Here is a 16,399-nt window from a genome sequence, read left to right as displayed (position 1 = left end):
TTGAAAAAAATTGAGGTCGGTGGCGGGAAGTTATATCAGTTTGCCTCGGCTACCCAGAACGCGCTTCGAGGGAACGCGGCCGGAGGAGAGATTCTTCTGGCGTTTCTGTCGCTGTACGGACAGTTGGACGGCGTGTCGACCAGCATGCAATCACTGAAAACGACGGTTGGTGCCGCGTATCCCGAGACGCTCATCGGCGCGTGGTCGGCGTCGGTAGGTGTGTTTGCCTCCGGCGCGGAGTTGACAGGGAAGTCGATGAAAGTAGTTGCGGAAAACATGAAACCGGTGTTCGAGGAGGGAGGTGCGGTCGCATCTGGACTGGGGCGTGCGGCAGGCCTGGCCAAATTCATCGGGGAGAAGGCTGGGGTGGTGGGCGCGTTATCGAGCTTTGTTGATGCGGCACAGGATGGCTTTGCAGCGGTACGAGTGAACAGGCAGGGCGACGGATCAGCGAGGACCCGATATCTCTTCGCTTCTGGATTTTCGCTCGCTGCTGGCATCGTTGGCGTCATTGGCGCAGCAGCGCCCGAAGCAATTCTGTTGGGTCCTGTAGGCATTGCCGTAGTGCTGGGCCTTATGGCCTACGGGTTTGTCCAACTGGCCAAACAGGCGGAGTCAACAATGCCAGACCTGTGGGCGCGCCGTTGTTATTTTGGAGATCACAAAGGAACTCTGAAGCCATGGAACAAGCCAAGCGATCAGGACGAAGCGATCGCTACGCTGAACGCAATCTTGCTTGGCATTAGTGTCGACGTGGGGTTCCAGCCCTCGCTTCAAACTTTGCAAGGCGCGGCAGCGTTGAATGACGCGGTCGCTTTCGATCTGGGCTACGAATTGGTATATCGGATTGTGCTGCCGAGGTTCAACCCTGCGATTTCTGCTTATGCTTTCAGTGTGAGCGTCACTCGACATACCGGTGCTACGCAGATGCTCGTGTGTAGGCAGCAAGGTACCACGGCCCTGGCCACAATTACCGGAGCGTTGAAGGCTCCGCGCGATTATCACGGCGATACATTAGAGCCCGTGGTATTTCAAAAGGCGGATCCGCAGGCGATAACCGGTGCTATCCGACTAAATGGTCCCCAGGAAGGCGGCAACGATGTCGTCAGCGCCCAGGTTCACGTCAAGTACTACCCCGATCGGCTAGACGAAAGTGGGTTCGCCGAACTTACCGTTCAGGAGAAATTCTAATGCCGAATCCGCTGCCGTTGCTCAATCCCCCTGCGCGTGGCTGGCGACGCGACTTGCCCGCACCAGACGCGGCTCCGCAGGCGACACCGGGCTTGTCCTTTCCCGCGCCAAACCATGTGGACGAGATCTATCTTGAGTTGCCAAGGTCTTATCTAGATGTGCGCGGACTCGTGTTTTGGCTCTCGATGGTTGGTCTACTTTATGCGGTTTTACTGCCGTTCATTACTGGCCCATTCGACAATGACAGATCCGGAATGCTGATGATGGTTGGCTGCACGTTTACTTGTCTATGGGCTGGCTTAGTCGCACTTCGAATGGACGTTTCCCCACCTCGCGACCTTCCTGTGCGCTTTAATAGGCAGCGCCGCAAGATGTACGTTTACGAGTTCGAGCCTATTTGGTGGAACCCCTTTGCACGATGGCCGGTAAGGGCCGTCGCCTACGACTGGAATGACGTTCGCGCCGAAGCTTGGTCTCAGGGAGGAGCGACGAGTGGAGGCGTGTACTTCACGAAGTCCGGCGTCGTCTTGTCAGTAGTGAAACCAGGGACGAACGAAGTCATCGACCGCTTCCAGTTGCGAGCGAAGTCAGCCGAAGAACGCGCATGGGCCTATATCTGCATTTACATGCAGCAAGGCCCGCAGGCGCTGCCGCGTTCGAAGTGGAAGCCGCGTGACTGGAACAATGAGCCGACGCTGAACCTCGCTCGCCTGCTGGCTCCAAAGGTCAAATGGCCGGAAGAAATGGACATCGAATCAAGAACGGCTCCCTCTATCGAGCGAGTCGGTATAGCGATGCGGATTGGTACGAACACGTAAAAGAATACATGCGACTGCCGCAACGATTGGGCGTTGTGGCGGTCGCTGCAGCAAAAGGAGCCTCTGTCATGCCCCCTCAGAAACCTTTGCTCAATCCGCCGATGCGCGGCTGGTTGCGTGACTTGCCAGCGCCGGGTGATCCTCCTGAAACTACGCCGGGACTGTTCCTTACCGCACCAAATCATTTGGACGACGTCTATTTGGAGCTACCGCGCTCTTATCTGGACTTCCGAGGCCTGGTGCTCTACGGTGCGATTGTTGAGATTCTTATGGGATATTGGGTGTTCGGCTGGCTCTTCACGGATATTGAGGGGACGCCCAAGAGCTTGGTGCTTCTGGCAATCGTTGGTCTATTTGTGATCGTGTGGGTGGTAATTGCTGGAATACGTATCGACACTGCACCCCCGCGAGACATGCCGCTTCGCTTTAACCGCCAGCGGCGAAAGGTGTACGCCTACGAGTTCAAGCCGGTCTGGTGGAATCCGTTCACGCGATGGCCGGTGCAGTCTCTGGCTTACAACTGGGACGACGTTCGCGCCGAGCTGTGGTCGCTGGGTGGGGTTACCGGTGGCGGTATGTTTGTCTCGAAAGCGGGCGTGGTGCTCTCGGTCGTGAAACCTGGAACGAACGAGGTGATAGACCGAATCCAACTGCGTGCGAAGTCGGCTGACGAACGCGCATGGGCCTATATCTGCACGTACATGCAGAGGGGGCCGCAGGCACTTCCGCCTTCCAAGTGGCAGCCGCGTGACTGGAACAACGAGCCGACGGTGAACCTGGCTCGCCTGCTGGCTCCGAAGGTGAAATGGCCGGTAGAAATGGATATCGAATCAAGAACTGCGCCCTCGCAGCACAACTGCCAAGATTCTGAGGGGTGTGCGGTGGTTGGAAATGTATCGGTGCAAGGAGAGTAAATTGGTGTACCGGATGGCGTTACCGAAGTTCAGCTCCGCAATCTCTGCTTATCTTTCAGCGCGAGCGTCACGCGGCATACCGGCGCCACGCAGATGCTTGTCTGACCTGGTCATGGCGGTCGACGCCGATACAAATACAGCGCGGCAAGTTGGTCGACAGGTGGTCGAAGGACAGAGCATCGGAGAAGCAAGGTATGTCGGCGCTATTAGCGCAAATCGCGCTGTTGACGGCTTTGGTTTTCGGTGCGTTAGTCGGCCGGTCGAAAACAGCAGCGACTGAAGCCGGTGACACCGATAGAACTCAACGTAAATGCTGTCTTGAGTGTCGGGTCGTATTTCAAAAGTTCTTGAAACACGGAGGTAGCCGTTATGCCAAAGGTGGTGTTGCTAGGACATCGTCACCAATGTCCTGAGCACGGAGAGGGTTTGGTCGTCACCGCCTCGACAGGTCTCGAAATCAACGGAAGAAAAGCAGCAGGCGTTGGCGACTTGATCAGTTGCGGTGCCGTTATCGTCAGCGGATCGTCGTCGGCATCGTTCGCTCATCGGAGCGTGGCGCGAGTGGGCGATACGACGAGCCACGGCGGGGTGTTAGTCGAAGGCGATGATGGATTTGATTTGGAGTGATCCTTGCACGTTCCTGGCTACCAGGCTTGAAGGCCGTGTCAGCGGGGTCATGCGTGCGACCCCGCCGGCGTCGATTCTGGCGGGCATGTGGTGTCTGACTGCGCCTATCCGAGTCGGTGCTTTACTGACGAGGTCAGGCGTAAGTACTCGTCTGCCGGCAAGAATGACGTGTCATGATTGACGGGCCGGCGAGCCCGTCCGACGCGCTTCTCCGGTCCTATGCGTAGAACTCAGGAGGCGCCGCCAACAATCGGGACACGAAGTGGCTCAAGCGACAAATGGCGCCTCTCAAACACACCTCCCCCCATCCACCTCCAGCGCCACCCCCGTAATAAACTCCGCCTCATCCGAAGCCAGATAAAGCGCCGCATTCGCAATATCCTGCGGCGTCGACAACCGTCCGAGCGGAATCGTCGCGAGAAACTTCTGGCGATTCGCGGGCGTATCTTCCATGCCCATGAACTCCGAGAGCAATCCCGTTTCGCCCATCACCGGATTGATGCAGTTCACGCGAATGCGGTCCGGGCCCAGTTCCACCGCCAGCGCCTTGCTCGCGACGATCACCGCCGCCTTGCTGCCGTTGTACCAGACGAGTCCGGGACGCGGCCGCACGCCCGCCGTCGATGCAATGTTGATGAACGCGCCGCCGCCTTGCTCGCGAAAATACGGCACGAACTGCTCGACGCTCCAGTAGATGCTCTTCACGTTCACCGCATAGACGCGGTCGAACTCGGCCTCGCTGACATCCAGCACCGGCTTGTTACGGTGCGTCGTCCCTGCATTGTTCACGACCACCTGCACGCTGCCGAAGTCCTGAATCGCGGCATCGAAGAGCGCCTGCCAGTCCTCGCGCTTCGTGACGTCGCCCGTGACGGCGATCGCGCGTCCATGATTCGCCGATGACGACGACCCCAGCGCGATCTCGCTTGCCACGCGCTCGGCCGCCGGGCCGTTCAGATCGTTGACCACGACGTTCGCGCCTTCGCGCGCGAACGTCTTCGCAATGCCTTCGCCGAAACCCGAGCCCGCGCCCGTCACGATCACCGTTTTGCCTTGCAGTCGCATGTCGTCTCCCGTTATCCGTGTTTGATGGCAATAGTCTTGAGCGTCGTGAAGCCATACAGCGCCTCGAAGCCTTTCTCGCGTCCGTGTCCCGAATGCTTGACGCCGCCGAACGGCAATTCGATGCCGCCGCCCGCGCCATAGTTGTTGATGAACACTTGCCCCGAGCGCACGCGGCGCGCAAGGCGCATCTGCCGCGCACCGTCGCGTGTCCAGATGGCCGCGACAAGGCCGTAGTCCGTGCCGTTCGCGAGTCTGAGCGCGTCGGCTTCGTCGTCGAAGGGCATCGCGGCGAGCACCGGGCCGAACACTTCCTCGCGCGCCAGACGATGCGTCGGCGGCACGTCGCGCAAAAGCGTCGGCGCCTGATAGAAGCCCGCTTCGGGCGCATCGGCGACGACTTCGCCGTGCGCGGCCATCGCGATGCCGTCGTGCTGCGCATCGGAGAGAAAGTCCCACACGCGCTGCTGCTGCTTGGCGCTGATGAGCGGGCCGCAGTCGAGATCGAGCGCGCTCGGGCCGACCTTCAGCGCCGCGAACGCCTGCGAAAGCCGGTCGATGAGCGGCTCGTAAGCCGCGCGTTCGATCAGCACGCGGCTGCCCGCCGAGCACGTCTGTCCCGCGTTCTGCACGATGGCCGCGACGAGCACGGGCAGGGCGGCGTCGAAATCGGCATCGGCGAAAACGATCTGCGGCGACTTGCCGCCCAGTTCCAGCGTGACGGGCACGTGGTTGTCGGCGGCCATCTTGGTCACGGCCGCGCCCGTCGCGGGCGAGCCCGTGAACGAAATATGATCGATGCCCGGATGACGCGCGAGCGCCGCGCCCGCTTCATGGCCGTAGCCGGTGACGATGTTGAGCGCGCCATCGGGCAGGCCCGCTTCGGCGGCGAGCTCGGCGACGCGCAACAGCGACAGGCACGCGTCCTCGGCAGGCTTCACGACACACGCGTTGCCGGCGGCGAGCGCCGCGCCGACGCTGCGCCCGAAGATTTGCAGCGGATAGTTCCACGGCACGATGTGCCCGGTCACGCCATGCGGCTCGCGAATGGTCAGCACGGTGAAGCCGGACTGATACGGCAGCGTCTCGCCGTGCAGCTTGTCGGCGGCGCCCGCGTAGAACTCGAAATAGCGCGCGATGCCGGTGGCATCGGCGCGTGCCTGCTTGAGCGGCTTGCCGGTGTCGCGCGCCTCGATTTGCGCGATCTCCTCGTGGCACGCGGCGATCAGCATCGAGAGCCGCGCGAGAATGCGGCCGCGTTCGGCTGCGCTCGTCGCGCCCCAGACGCCGTCGTATGCGGCGCGCGCCGCGCTCACGGCGCGGTCGATGTCCGCACTCGTGCCGCGTGCAAGCTCCGCGAACACTTGCCCGTCGGATGGATCGACCACGGGAATTGTCTCTCCGCCCGATGCCGCGATCCACTGGTTGCCGATGAAATGCTTCGCTTCCTCCATGCGCGTCTCCTTGTCGGTTCGTTCGCTCACTGTGGTCGAATCGATTATCACGCGCCCGGTTCCCGGGGCGCCTTTGGCTATAATGCCTGAGTGTTTCACGTCGCAGCGCCCGCGTTCCATTCGTGACGCGTCCCAGAGCGCCGCATCCGTTTTCCCGGTTTCCGAACTCAACTTCTCCAGAGAGTGCTCATGAGCTTCAATAACGTACCTCCCGGCCGTGATCTCCCGCAGGATTTCAACGTCATCATCGAAATTCCCGCGCAAAGCGATCCGGTCAAATACGAAGCGGACAAGGACATGGGCCTGCTCGTCGTCGATCGTTTCATCGGCACCGGCATGCGCTATCCGGCCAACTACGGCTTCATTCCGCAGACGCTGTCGGGCGACGGCGATCCGGTCGACGTGCTCGTCATCACGCCGTATCCGCTGCTCGCAGGCTCGGTGGTGCGCGCGCGCGCGCTCGGCATGCTGCAGATGACCGACGAATCGGGCGTGGACGCGAAGCTCGTCGCCGTGCCGCATGACAAGGTCTGCCCGATGACGGCGAACCTCAAGTCCGTGGACGATGTGCCCGAATTCCTGAAGGATCAGATCAAGCACTTCTTCGAGCAATACAAGGCACTGGAGAAGGGCAAGTGGGTGAAGGTGGAAGGCTGGGCGGGCATCGAAGCCGCGCACAAGGAAATTACGGAAGGCATCGCGAATTACAAGAAGTAAGCGCGGTTCGTTTTTCGCTGCGTCTTAACGCCGCCGTCCGCTCGCCGGGCGCGCGGCGTTTTGATTTCGTGCGCGGTGCGAACCGCATCAGCCCGAATCCGCGCTTTCCGGTTCCACGCGCGGCAGCACCGAGTCCAACGTGCGCTCGCCCGCGATCAACGCGCGCTTTTGCTGCACCGGCAGGCGCTTGACCCAGTACTCGGCGCGCGACGCCTCCGATCTTCCCGCCACCTCGAACGACGCCACCACGCGCAGCGGTTTCTTCGCCCGCGTATAGCGCGCGCCCTTGCCGCTCGCGTGCGCGGTGAAGCGCGCTTCGACATCCGTCGCGATGCCGGTATAGAGACTGCCGTCGTCGCATTCGATCAGATAGAGAAACCACGGCATCGCGTGTTCTTATGGCTCGCAGACTTCGATGCCGCGCATTATCGCCGATGCAGCCACGCGAGCGCGCCGACGCCTTCGCGCGACTTGGGCGAGAATAGCCGCTTTCGGGCGCGCGAGCGCCCATCGGTCCATTCTGCGAGGGTGCCTGTTTGAATCGCGAGATCGAAATTCATGTGGTCGATACGCTCGACGACATTCCGGCCGACGACTGGAACCGGATCGCCGGCGACAATCCGTTCGTGCGGCACGGCTTTTTGTCCGCGTTGCAGGAGACGCAATGCGCGGTCAAGCGCACCGGCTGGCGCGCGCACCATCTGATTCTGGAGCGCGGCGGGCAGTTCGCGGGCGCGATGCCGCTTTATCTGAAGTCGCATTCGCGCGGCGAATACGTGTTCGACCACGCGTGGGCCGACGCCTTCGAGCGTCACGGCCTGCGCTATTACCCAAAGGCCCTGTCGGCGGTGCCGTTTTCGCCGGTGACCGGTCCGCGGCTCATTGCAGCCGAGCACGAGGACCGCGTGCTGCTCGCGCGCGGCGCGATCGAACTGACGCGGCGGCTCGACATCTCGTCGCTGCACGTTTTGTTTCCGCACGCGCAGGATATCGAGGCGCTCACGGACGCCGGCTACATGCTGCGCGAGGGCGTGCAGTTTCACTGGGAGAATCTGCCCGGCGAGGGTTATGCGAGCTTCGACGCGTTCCTCGCGACGATGAGCCACGACAAGCGCAAGAAGGTGAAGCAGGATCGCCGTCGCGTGATGGAGGCGGGCGTCACCTACACGTGGCTGCGCGGCGCGCAAATCGACGAGCGCGCGCTCGACTTCTTCTACGACTGCTACGAGAACACGTACCGCGAGCACTGGAACGCGCCGTATCTGTCGCGCGAGTTCTTCGGGCGCATTCATGCGGACGCGCCCGACAGCATGCTGCTCGTGATCGCCGAAGCGGACGGCCAGCGGCTCGCGTGCGCGCTCAACATGATCGGCGGCGATGTCATGTACGGCCGCTACTGGGGCACGCGCGAGTTCATCTCGGGGCTGCACTTCGAGACGTGCTACATGCAGGGCATCGCGTATTGCATCGAGCACCGGCTCGCGCGTTTCGAAGGCGGCGCGCAGGGCGTGCACAAGATGTCGCGCGGGCTTCTGCCGACGCCGACGTGGTCCGCGCACTGGATCGCGGACGAGCGGTTCCGCGAAGCCATCGCCGAGTTTCTCGATGCCGAAACCGAAGCGATGGATCACCATATCGAAGAACTCGAAGCGCACACGCCGTTCAGGAAAAAGGGCTAGAACTGCGATAATCGTTGCGGCTCTTTCCACCGCCAAACAACGCTCCCACGCGCCGAAGGTAACGACGACCATGAGCAAGAACTTCTTCAATCTGTATAGCCACGACTTCGCGCGCGTCGCGGTCGCGATTCCGAACTGCAAGGTCGCGGATCCCGCTTTCAACGCGGCCGGCACCATCGAACTGGCGAAGCAGGCGGCCTCGCGCGGCGCGGTGCTCGTCGCGTTCCCCGAACTGGGATTGTCCGCCTATAGCTGCGACGATCTCTTTCATCAGCGCGCCTTGCTCGACGCCTGCAAGGACGCGCTGCAAAGCATCGTCGATGCATCGAAGTCGCTTAAGGTCGCGATGATCGTCGGCATGCCGCTGCTCATCGAGCACAAGCTCTTCAACTGCGCGGTCGTGATCGCGGACGGCGTCATTCGAGGCGTCGTGCCGAAGAGCTATCTGCCGAACTACGGCGAGTTCTACGAAGCACGGCAGTTCAGTCCCGCCGATGCCGCGACCACGCACACGGTCACGCTGTGCGGACAGGAAGCGCCGTTCGGCGCGTCGCTGCTCTTTCAGATCAGGAACCTGCCGCTGTTTCGCTTTCACGTCGAGATTTGCGAGGACGTGTGGGTGCCCATCCCACCGTCGTCGTTCGCGGCGCTTGCGGGCGCGACGGTGCTCGTCAATCTGTCGGCGTCGAATATCGTCGTGGGCAAGTCGGCGTATCGGCACCAGCTCGTCGGGCAGCAGTCCGCGCGCTGCATCGCCGCCTATTTGTACACCTCGGCGGGCGAGGGCGAATCGACCACGGATCTTGCATGGGACGGGCAGGGCCTCATCTACGAAAACGGCGAGATGCTCGCGGAATCCGAGCGATTCTCGGGCGAGTCGCACATCATCTTCGCCGATGTCGATCTCGAACGGCTCTCGCGCGAACGCATGCGGCAGACAACCTTCGGGCGATCGACGCAGCGGCACGCCGACGAAGTCGCTCAGTTCCGCGTGGTCGAATTCGAACTGCCGGCGCCCGTGGACGGCACCTTGCCGCTCGAGCGGCGCGTGCAGCGTTTCCCGTATGTGCCCGCGGACGCCGCCCGCCGCGACGCGCGTTGCAACGAGGTCTACAACATTCAGGTGCAGGCGCTGCTGCAACGGCTACGCTCGTCGGGTATTTCGAAGGTCGTGATCGGCGTGTCCGGCGGACTCGACTCGACGCATGCACTGCTCGTGTGCGCGAAAGCGATGGACCGACTCGGCCTGCCGCGCTCGAATATCCTCGCCTACACCATGCCGGGCTTCGCGACGAGCGAGCGCACGCTCAGACAGGCGCGTGAGCTGATGGAAGTGATCGGCTGCACGGCGGAGGAAATCGACATTCGTCCGAGCTGCACGCAAATGCTCGCCGATATCGGCCATCCGCACAGCGACGACAACCAGCAATACGACATCACGTATGAGAACGTGCAGGCCGGCGAGCGCACGAGCCATCTCTTCAGGCTCGCGAATTTCCATAACGCGATCGTCGTCGGAACGGGCGATCTGAGCGAGCTTGCGCTCGGATGGTGCACGTACGGCGTGGGCGATCACATGTCGCATTACAACGTCAACGCGAGCGTGCCGAAGACGCTCATCACGCATCTGGTGCGCTGGGTCGCGGAGTCGGGCCAGATCGGCGACGCGGGCAGCGACGTGCTGGAGAACGTCCTCGCCACCGATATCAGCCCCGAGCTGATTCCGGGCAAGGCGAGCGGCGCGCTCGAACAGAAAACGGAGAGCGTGATCGGGCCGTACGAGTTGCAGGACTTCAACCTGTACTACACGGTCCGCTTCGGTTTCGCGCCGTCGAAGGTCGCGTTCCTCGCGTTCACGGCATGGCGCGACCGCGAGGCGGGCGCGTGGCCGGAAGGTCCGAACGTCGCGCGTAATGAGTACGGACTCGCGGACATTCGCAAGAATCTGCGCATCTTCCTCGACCGGTTCTTCCGCACGAGCCAGTTCAAGCGGTCCTGCATACCGAATGCACCGAAGGTGGGCTCGGGCGGCTCGCTTTCGCCGCGCGGCGACTGGCGCGCGCCGAGCGATTCGCAGGCAACGGTCTGGCTCAACGATCTGGAGCGCGTTCCGGAGAGCGAGTGAGCGCAACTCGCAGTTAACCCGGCCGATGACTCGATGAAAGGCGGCTAGAATCGAAGGCATCGGTCGCGCGAGCGACGACACTTTCCTGAACCGTCTGTTTTCCGAAGCGAGGTCCGCCATGAAACGCATCACCGCCATCATCAAACCGTTCAAGCTCGACGAAGTTCGCGAGGCGCTCGCCGAAGTCGGGCTGACCGGCTTGACGGTCACGGAAGTCAAGGGCTTCGGACGCCAGAAAGGGCACACCGAGCTCTATCGTGGTGCGGAGTACGTGGTGGATTTCCTGCCGAAGGTGAAGATCGAGGTCGTCGTGGCGAACGATCAGACCGATCAGGTCATCGACGCGATCATCGGCGCGGCGCGCACCGGCAAGATCGGCGACGGAAAGATCTTCGTGGCCGACGTCGAGCGCGTGATCCGCATCCGCACCGGCGAGGAGAACGAAGCGGCGGTCTGATCGTCCGGCACGTCTCGCATCTCACGCCCGCTCACCGCAGCGGGCGTTTCTTTTCGACTTCCGCGCATCTCCTGCTGTAACATCGACTGCCAATAATCTTTCTGTAAGGATCAGTCGATGCACCACGCGATCGGCTTCATTCAGGATCTCGCCGTGCTCATGGCCATCGCGGGCGTCGTGACGGTGCTGTTCCATCGTCTACGGCAGCCGGTCGTACTGGGCTACATCGTGGCGGGCGTCATCATCGGGCCGTACACGCCGCCGTTCCAGCTCATCAACGACGAAGCCACCATTCAGACGCTCGGCGAACTGGGCGTCGTGTTCCTGATGTTCTCGCTCGGGCTCGAATTCAGCCTGCGCAAGCTCTTTCGCGTTGGCGCGACGGCGTTCGTCGCGGCGCTGTCCGAGATCGTGCTGATGATCTGGATCGGCTACGAAATCGGCCGCTGGTTCGGCTGGAGCGCGATGGATTCGCTCTTTCTCGGCGCGATGCTCGCCATTTCGTCGACCACCATCATCGTGAAGGCGCTCTCGGAACTCGGCCTGAAAGGCGAGGGCTTCGCGCAACTCGTGTTCGGCATTCTGATCGTCGAGGACATTCTCGCCATCGCGATGCTCGTGCTGCTGTCGGGCATCGCGCAGACGGGTTCGGTCAGCGCAGGCGTGGCGGCCGTGACGCTCGGCAAGCTGCTGCTCTTCATGACGGTGTCGCTCGTGGTCGGCATCGTGGTCGTGCCGCGCGCGCTCGATTACGTGGCGCGTTCGAAAAGCGACGAGATGCTGCTCGTCACGGTGCTGGGCTTTTGCTTCGGCTTCTGCCTGCTGGTCGTCAAGCTCGATTACTCGATTGCGCTCGGCGCGTTTTTGATCGGCGCGATCATGGCCGAATCGAAGCACCTTGCGCGCATCGAGCATCTCATCGCGCCGGTGCGCGACATGTTCTCCGCAATCTTCTTCGTGACCATCGGGCTCTTGCTCAATCCGTCGGTGCTGGTCGATTACGCGTGGCCGATCGCCGTCATCACGGTGGCGGTGGTGCTCGGCAAGATCGTGTCGTGCGGGCTCGGCAGCTTTCTCGCGGGCAAGGACGGACGCACGGCGATGCGCGTCGGCATGAGCGTCGCGCAGATCGGCGAGTTCTCGTTCATCATCGCGTCGCTCGGGCTGTCGCTGAAAGTGACGAGCAGCTTTCTCTATCCGATCGCGGTGGCCGTCTCCGCGCTGACGACGCTCTTGACGCCGTATCTGATGCGCGCCGCCGATCCGTTGACGCTGCGCCTCGCGCGCGCGATGCCCGCGCCGCTCGCGCAGACCTTCGGCGCCTATTCGCAATGGCTCGCGAGCCTCGCGCCCGCCGCCGAGGGCGCGACGCTCGTCGCGATGACGAGGCGCATCGTGCTGCAGATCGCCGTGAATCTGGCGCTCGTCGCCGCGATCTTTCTTGGTGCATCGTATGCGGCGCCGTTTGCGTCGAGCCATCTCGCGCGCTGGCTCGAAACGGACAACGCGCAGCGCGTGGTGCTGTGGAGCGCGGCGCTCGTCATTGCGCTGCCGTTTCTGGTCGCGGTGTATCGCAAGCTGGAATCGCTCGCGCTGCTGCTCGCCGAAGTGAGCGTGCAGCCGGCAAAAGCCGGACGCTTCACGCACGCCATCCGCTCGGCCGTCTCGGGCCTCATTCCGATCGTCGCGATGTTCGGCGTCTTTCTGCTCGTCGCGGCGCTGTCGGGCGGCATTCTTCCGCCGTTCGGCCTGATGCTCGGCGTGCTGCTATGCGTGGCGCTCCTTTTGACCGTCTTGTGGCGCTGGTGCGTGAAGATCCACGCGACGATGCAGATCGCGTTGCGCGAGACGCTGCAGGAGCCGCGCGATCACTGAGCACGATCACTAAGCACGATCACTGAGCGCGTGACATCGCTCCCGATAATGTGAGCAAATGTGTGCTGGTTTGCTTCGCCCGGTTCGATGGGCGGATAATCGAAGCCTCTCCATTCTCCTAGTGGCGCTTTTGTGCGCCTGAAATCGGGATGAGCGAAAAGAACACGTCGAACGACTCGGGCATCACCGGCAACAACGACATTTCCAACGCGGCGGCGTCGCGAGGCGCGGATGCATCCGCCGCCGCGCAGGCGAGCGCGCGGGCATCGACGGATGCGCCTTCGAGCGCGTCCACCGTCGAACCCGTGGACCGCAACGCGGCGCGGCGCGAAGAGGCGCAGCAAACCGCCCGCGATGCGCGCGCCCACGTCGCGAGCGCGACCGCCGCGCAGGAAGCCGCGGCTCGCGCGGCGAGTTCGGCAAATCCGGCAAGTCCGGCAAGTCCGGCAAGTCCTGCAAGTCCGGCACGCGCCGAACGAGTCGATGCGAAGACGAGCCTGGCGCAGAACCTCGAAGCCGCCACCGAAGCCGAGGCGCAAAGCACGCAGGCCGAAGCCGTGCTGCAAGCCGAGGCCGCATTGGAGGCCGAGGCGGAAGTCCAGGCCGAAGCCGCGCTTTCGCGGCCCGCCACCGGCCTGCCTCCGGAATTCACCGCCGCGCCGGATTTCGGCAAATTCAATCCGCCGCCCATTCCGCCGCAGTCCACGGCCGAGACGACGGCGGCTCAGCCCGCCTATCTGAAAACGTCGGATTCGGCGTGGTCGGTGTTCGGCCGCATCGTCGCGGCGCGGGCGCGCCAGATCTTCGACCGGGCCGGGCAGCGCATCACGCAACGCACGCTGCGCATCGGCGTCTCGGCGCGCATCTTTCATCCGGAGCCGGGCGCGAAGGGCTTGCGCGGCAAGACGTTGCAGTATCTGGAGGAATCCATCGCGCACTGGGTCATGTCGCGCGACGTGCTGGTGTTCATGATTCCGACGGTCGGTCATCAGGGCATGCTGCATCCGAGCAATATTCGCCTCCGTGACTACGCGAAACACCTCGACGGCTTGCTGCTGCAAGGCGGCGCGGACGTCTCGCCGCAGTCGTACGAGGAAGTGACCACGCGCCCGGAATGGCCCGGCGACCGCGTGCGCGACATGTACGAACTGGAACTGCTGCACGAGTTCGTCGAATCGGGCAAGCCGGTGCTCGGCGTGTGCCGTGGCTGTCAGCTGATCAACGTGGCGTTCGGCGGCACGCTCTACGGCGACATCGCCACCGACGTCCCGACCGCGGGAATCCACGTCAACGAGCATTACGACCAGCATCGTCACTCCATCCGGTTTCCGGATGGCTCGTCGCTCGTCAACATGTTCCCGAATCAGCGCGAAGCCATCGTCAATTCGATCCACCATCAGGCCGTGCGGACGCTCGGCCGCGATCTGAACATCGAGGCGGTGTCGTCGTCGGACGGGATCATTGAGGCGGTGCGTTATCGCAAGGCGCCGTTCGTGGTCGGCGTGCAGTGGCACCCGGAGTTTCATCGCGCGGGCGGCGACGAACTGCTCGATTGCACGCCGCTTCTCGATACGTTCCTGCGCGTCGCGCGCGAAACGCGGTTCTAGGCGCGCCGGTTCATCCGTGCAAAAGCAGAAGGCCCGCTGTGTCGAGCGGGCCTTGTGCTTTTTTGCTGCGATCAGCGCAGCGGTGTCGGCGGCGCGGACGTCAGACCCGCCTCGGTTGCGCGCTGAAGCTGCTCCACTTGCTGCTGCAACGCGTGCAGCTTGCGTTCCGCTTCGAGCTTGTCGGTTTGCAAGGCGGCCGATTCCGCTTGCAGCTTCTGCTGACGCTCCGACACCTGCGAGTCCTGCTGTTGCGCGAGCGCGAGATCCGCGGACAAGCGGCTCGCCCGGTTCGACGACACCGCGATCACGCGTTCGAGCAGCGCCGTCTGCGCCTGCAACTGCGTGCGGCGAATTTCGCCGTCCGCGAGTTCGTAGCTCTTGCGCGCGAACTGCGCGTAGAGCGCTTCGGCGCGGCTTTCGTCTTGTGTCTTGACCACGCGCCACAACTGCGTTTCCTGCTGAAGCGCGACGTAGTAGACCATGTCATTTGGCAGGAAGTAAAGCTTCGCGCCGTAGCTCGCGTTACGCGTGGCGCGCAGTTCGGTGACGCTGCCCGCCTGCACGAGGTCCTGCAATTCGGCCAGATTGCCGGCGGTGGGCGCGGAGCCGTCCGCTTTCACGTTCGACAAGTCCTCGGCGGCCAGCGGCGCGGGCGACGCTTGCGCGGCTTTTGCGATGGACCCGGCGAATGCGCTGGCGAAGGCGCCGAGGACAGACAGAGCGACAGCGAGCGTCGCGATACGGATAAAACGTGAGTGCTTCATGTTGGCGTGATGCCGATAAGGTTAGCGGGCGGCGCGGGCCGTCTGAACTAGTTCGAGGGGGCGTCGGCGGAACGGTGGTCCGCTCGCGACACGGCGTTGCTATCGAGCGTCGGCGAGTGCTGAAGCACGGCGTAGAGCGCCTCGACGTTCATGGCGTTCGTGTTCGTCGCGTTGGCCTTGTTCGTCGCGTCCTTCGCATTCCTCGCGCTGGCGAATGCGTTGTGGCGCGGCTCACCGGATCGCGCGGCCTTCTGAGTGCCGTGCGCCGTCGCAACGTGGAGTGATCGTTTGCCCTGCGCCGCCGACGCCACCACGCGCGTGTGCGCTTGCCGGCGCGACGCCTTGACCGGCGAGGGCGAGGGCGAGGGCGAGGCGGCGCGGGCGACGCTGCGCCACGTCATGCCCGCGTGGCGGACGCCTATAGTGCTTGCGCCGGTTTGCGCGGCGCTGTCATTCACGTGCGATGCGGAATGAACCGCGCTAGCAGATGCCGGCTCCCCGGCGACGACCTTGGCCTCGACGCCGGAGGCCGCATGCGCGGCGATGCGCGTCGCTTCGGCCGTTTCGGCCGTTGCGGGCGGCGTAGTTTGAACGGGCGCCGCCGCCGATGCGAGCGCCGCTGGTTCGTCGCTTGCCGGACGGTGTTGGTAGCCGAACAGCAGCCACGCGATCAACACGGCGCATGCAATGGCGATGACCGTGCGAAGCGGCTTGTGTGAAGCGGCTGCGCGGTCGTGCTCGACCGCCGGCGCGCTGACCGCGATCGGAATGGGCGCTGCGCTGGCCGGCGCTTCCTTGCCGTGGGCCGCCGACGGTTCAGCCGCCTGCATCAGTTGCAGCATCTTCCGGCGAATCTGGCCTTCCGAGAACACGCCCCACAAGCTGGCCGCGCGATACGGCGAGCTCTCGTCCGACAAACGCGCTGCTTCGACATAAGCGGTCTCGAAGCGCGCCGCGCTGATCGGAACTTCGGAGTCCGAGCGAACGGGGCGCGTAGGCACGGGCGACCACTCGCGACCGAACGTCAGCGACGGATCGGCGAGGGGGCGCAGCGGCGGCAGGCGCAGCTTGCCTTCGATGGCGATCAGAGGTTCGGTCATGGAGATTCC

15 protein-coding genes are annotated in these 16,399 nt (G+C 63.3%); 10 read left to right on the top strand and 5 right to left on the bottom strand.

The genetic code is table 11. The annotated features are described in order from the left end of the window. The 4 genes from NCR37_RS09895 to NCR37_RS09880 form a co-directional block, all read left to right on the top strand. A partial coding sequence (locus tag NCR37_RS09895; protein WP_250472826.1) for a hypothetical protein occupies positions 1 to 1,191 on the top strand: 1,191 nt, incomplete at its 5' end. Continuing rightward, a complete protein-coding gene (locus NCR37_RS09890; protein WP_250472825.1) occupies positions 1,191 to 2,009 on the top strand; it encodes a DUF6708 domain-containing protein in 819 nt (272 codons plus the stop codon). The genes NCR37_RS09895 and NCR37_RS09890, both read left to right, overlap by 1 nt. Before the next feature lie 68 nt (positions 2,010 to 2,077). Next, entirely contained in the window at positions 2,078 to 2,923 is an 846-nt protein-coding gene (locus NCR37_RS09885) for a DUF6708 domain-containing protein (RefSeq protein ID WP_250472824.1), read from the top strand. A gap of 369 nt (positions 2,924 to 3,292) precedes the next feature. Further along, positions 3,293 to 3,550, top strand: coding sequence for a PAAR domain-containing protein (locus NCR37_RS09880; protein WP_284506827.1), 258 nt, complete (start codon positions 3,293 to 3,295; stop codon positions 3,548 to 3,550). 288 nt (positions 3,551 to 3,838) lie between these two features. Here NCR37_RS09880 and NCR37_RS09875 read toward each other — a convergent pair whose 3' ends face one another. Next, entirely contained in the window at positions 3,839 to 4,615 is a 777-nt protein-coding gene (locus tag NCR37_RS09875) for an SDR family oxidoreductase (protein WP_250472822.1), read from the bottom strand. Between the two features lie 11 nt (positions 4,616 to 4,626). Further along, positions 4,627 to 6,066: an aldehyde dehydrogenase family protein gene (locus NCR37_RS09870; protein ID WP_250472843.1), complete on the bottom strand. Its 1,440-nt coding sequence runs from the start codon at positions 6,064 to 6,066 to the stop codon at positions 4,627 to 4,629. 189 nt (positions 6,067 to 6,255) lie between these two features. Between NCR37_RS09870 and ppa the strand changes: the two genes are divergently transcribed. Beyond that, a complete protein-coding gene (gene ppa, locus NCR37_RS09865) occupies positions 6,256 to 6,783 on the top strand; it encodes an inorganic diphosphatase (RefSeq protein ID WP_250472821.1) in 528 nt (175 codons plus the stop codon). An 87-nt stretch (positions 6,784 to 6,870) separates the two neighbouring features. Here ppa and NCR37_RS09860 read toward each other — a convergent pair whose 3' ends face one another. Next, the gene (locus tag NCR37_RS09860) at positions 6,871 to 7,170 is read right to left on the bottom strand and encodes a GIY-YIG nuclease family protein (RefSeq protein ID WP_250472820.1); all 300 of its coding nucleotides are present in this window, start codon (positions 7,168 to 7,170) and stop codon (positions 6,871 to 6,873) included. Between the two features lie 149 nt (positions 7,171 to 7,319). On the opposite strand from NCR37_RS09860, the gene NCR37_RS09855 reads away from it, so the two are divergent. From NCR37_RS09855 to NCR37_RS09835, 5 genes are all read left to right on the top strand, one after another. Beyond that, positions 7,320 to 8,462: a GNAT family N-acetyltransferase gene (locus NCR37_RS09855; protein WP_250472819.1), complete on the top strand. Its 1,143-nt coding sequence runs from the start codon at positions 7,320 to 7,322 to the stop codon at positions 8,460 to 8,462. Positions 8,463 to 8,532: 70 nt separating this feature from the next. Continuing rightward, positions 8,533 to 10,587, top strand: a complete 2,055-nt coding sequence (locus NCR37_RS09850) for an NAD(+) synthase (protein ID WP_250472818.1) — start codon at positions 8,533 to 8,535, stop codon at positions 10,585 to 10,587. A 118-nt stretch (positions 10,588 to 10,705) separates the two neighbouring features. Then, positions 10,706 to 11,044, top strand: coding sequence for a P-II family nitrogen regulator (gene glnK, locus NCR37_RS09845; protein ID WP_008342452.1), 339 nt, complete (start codon positions 10,706 to 10,708; stop codon positions 11,042 to 11,044). Positions 11,045 to 11,161: 117 nt separating this feature from the next. After that, entirely contained in the window at positions 11,162 to 12,919 is a 1,758-nt protein-coding gene (locus NCR37_RS09840; RefSeq protein WP_250472817.1) for a cation:proton antiporter, read from the top strand. Between the two features lie 149 nt (positions 12,920 to 13,068). After that, positions 13,069 to 14,526, top strand: a complete 1,458-nt coding sequence (locus NCR37_RS09835) for a gamma-glutamyl-gamma-aminobutyrate hydrolase family protein (protein ID WP_250472816.1) — start codon at positions 13,069 to 13,071, stop codon at positions 14,524 to 14,526. A gap of 71 nt (positions 14,527 to 14,597) precedes the next feature. Here the strand turns inward: NCR37_RS09835 and NCR37_RS09830 are convergent, their stop codons facing one another. Together NCR37_RS09830 and NCR37_RS09825 are read right to left on the bottom strand one after the other, a co-directional pair. Next, complete coding sequence (locus NCR37_RS09830; protein WP_250472815.1) at positions 14,598 to 15,290, bottom strand: DUF2968 domain-containing protein; 693 nt, start codon at positions 15,288 to 15,290, stop codon at positions 14,598 to 14,600. 47 nt (positions 15,291 to 15,337) lie between these two features. Then, complete coding sequence (locus tag NCR37_RS09825; RefSeq protein WP_250472814.1) at positions 15,338 to 16,390, bottom strand: hypothetical protein; 1,053 nt, start codon at positions 16,388 to 16,390, stop codon at positions 15,338 to 15,340. Between the last annotated feature and the right edge of the window lie 9 nt (positions 16,391 to 16,399).

Origin of the sequence: Caballeronia sp. GAFFF1, assembly GCF_023630705.1 — a bacterium.
Classification (GTDB): domain Bacteria; phylum Pseudomonadota; class Gammaproteobacteria; order Burkholderiales; family Burkholderiaceae; genus Caballeronia.
This window is presented reverse-complemented; position numbering and strand designations above follow the sequence as displayed.

What these genes read in the sequence shown, in the direction of transcription:
- NCR37_RS09825 (WP_250472814.1), bottom strand. Translation starts at nt 16,390, where the DNA reads ATGACCGAACCTCTGATCGCCATCGAAGGCAAGCTGCGCCTGCCGCCG.
- NCR37_RS09835 (WP_250472816.1), top strand. Translation starts at nt 13,069, where the DNA reads ATGAGCGAAAAGAACACGTCGAACGACTCGGGCATCACCGGCAACAAC.
- NCR37_RS09870 (WP_250472843.1), bottom strand. Translation starts at nt 6,066, where the DNA reads ATGGAGGAAGCGAAGCATTTCATCGGCAACCAGTGGATCGCGGCATCG.
- NCR37_RS09880 (WP_284506827.1), top strand. Translation starts at nt 3,293, where the DNA reads ATGCCAAAGGTGGTGTTGCTAGGACATCGTCACCAATGTCCTGAGCAC.
- ppa (WP_250472821.1), top strand. Translation starts at nt 6,256, where the DNA reads ATGAGCTTCAATAACGTACCTCCCGGCCGTGATCTCCCGCAGGATTTC.
- NCR37_RS09860 (WP_250472820.1), bottom strand. Translation starts at nt 7,170, where the DNA reads ATGCCGTGGTTTCTCTATCTGATCGAATGCGACGACGGCAGTCTCTAT.
- NCR37_RS09830 (WP_250472815.1), bottom strand. Translation starts at nt 15,290, where the DNA reads ATGAAGCACTCACGTTTTATCCGTATCGCGACGCTCGCTGTCGCTCTG.
- NCR37_RS09885 (WP_250472824.1), top strand. Translation starts at nt 2,078, where the DNA reads ATGCCCCCTCAGAAACCTTTGCTCAATCCGCCGATGCGCGGCTGGTTG.
- NCR37_RS09840 (WP_250472817.1), top strand. Translation starts at nt 11,162, where the DNA reads ATGCACCACGCGATCGGCTTCATTCAGGATCTCGCCGTGCTCATGGCC.
- NCR37_RS09875 (WP_250472822.1), bottom strand. Translation starts at nt 4,615, where the DNA reads ATGCGACTGCAAGGCAAAACGGTGATCGTGACGGGCGCGGGCTCGGGT.
- glnK (WP_008342452.1), top strand. Translation starts at nt 10,706, where the DNA reads ATGAAACGCATCACCGCCATCATCAAACCGTTCAAGCTCGACGAAGTT.
- NCR37_RS09850 (WP_250472818.1), top strand. Translation starts at nt 8,533, where the DNA reads ATGAGCAAGAACTTCTTCAATCTGTATAGCCACGACTTCGCGCGCGTC.
- NCR37_RS09890 (WP_250472825.1), top strand. Translation starts at nt 1,191, where the DNA reads ATGCCGAATCCGCTGCCGTTGCTCAATCCCCCTGCGCGTGGCTGGCGA.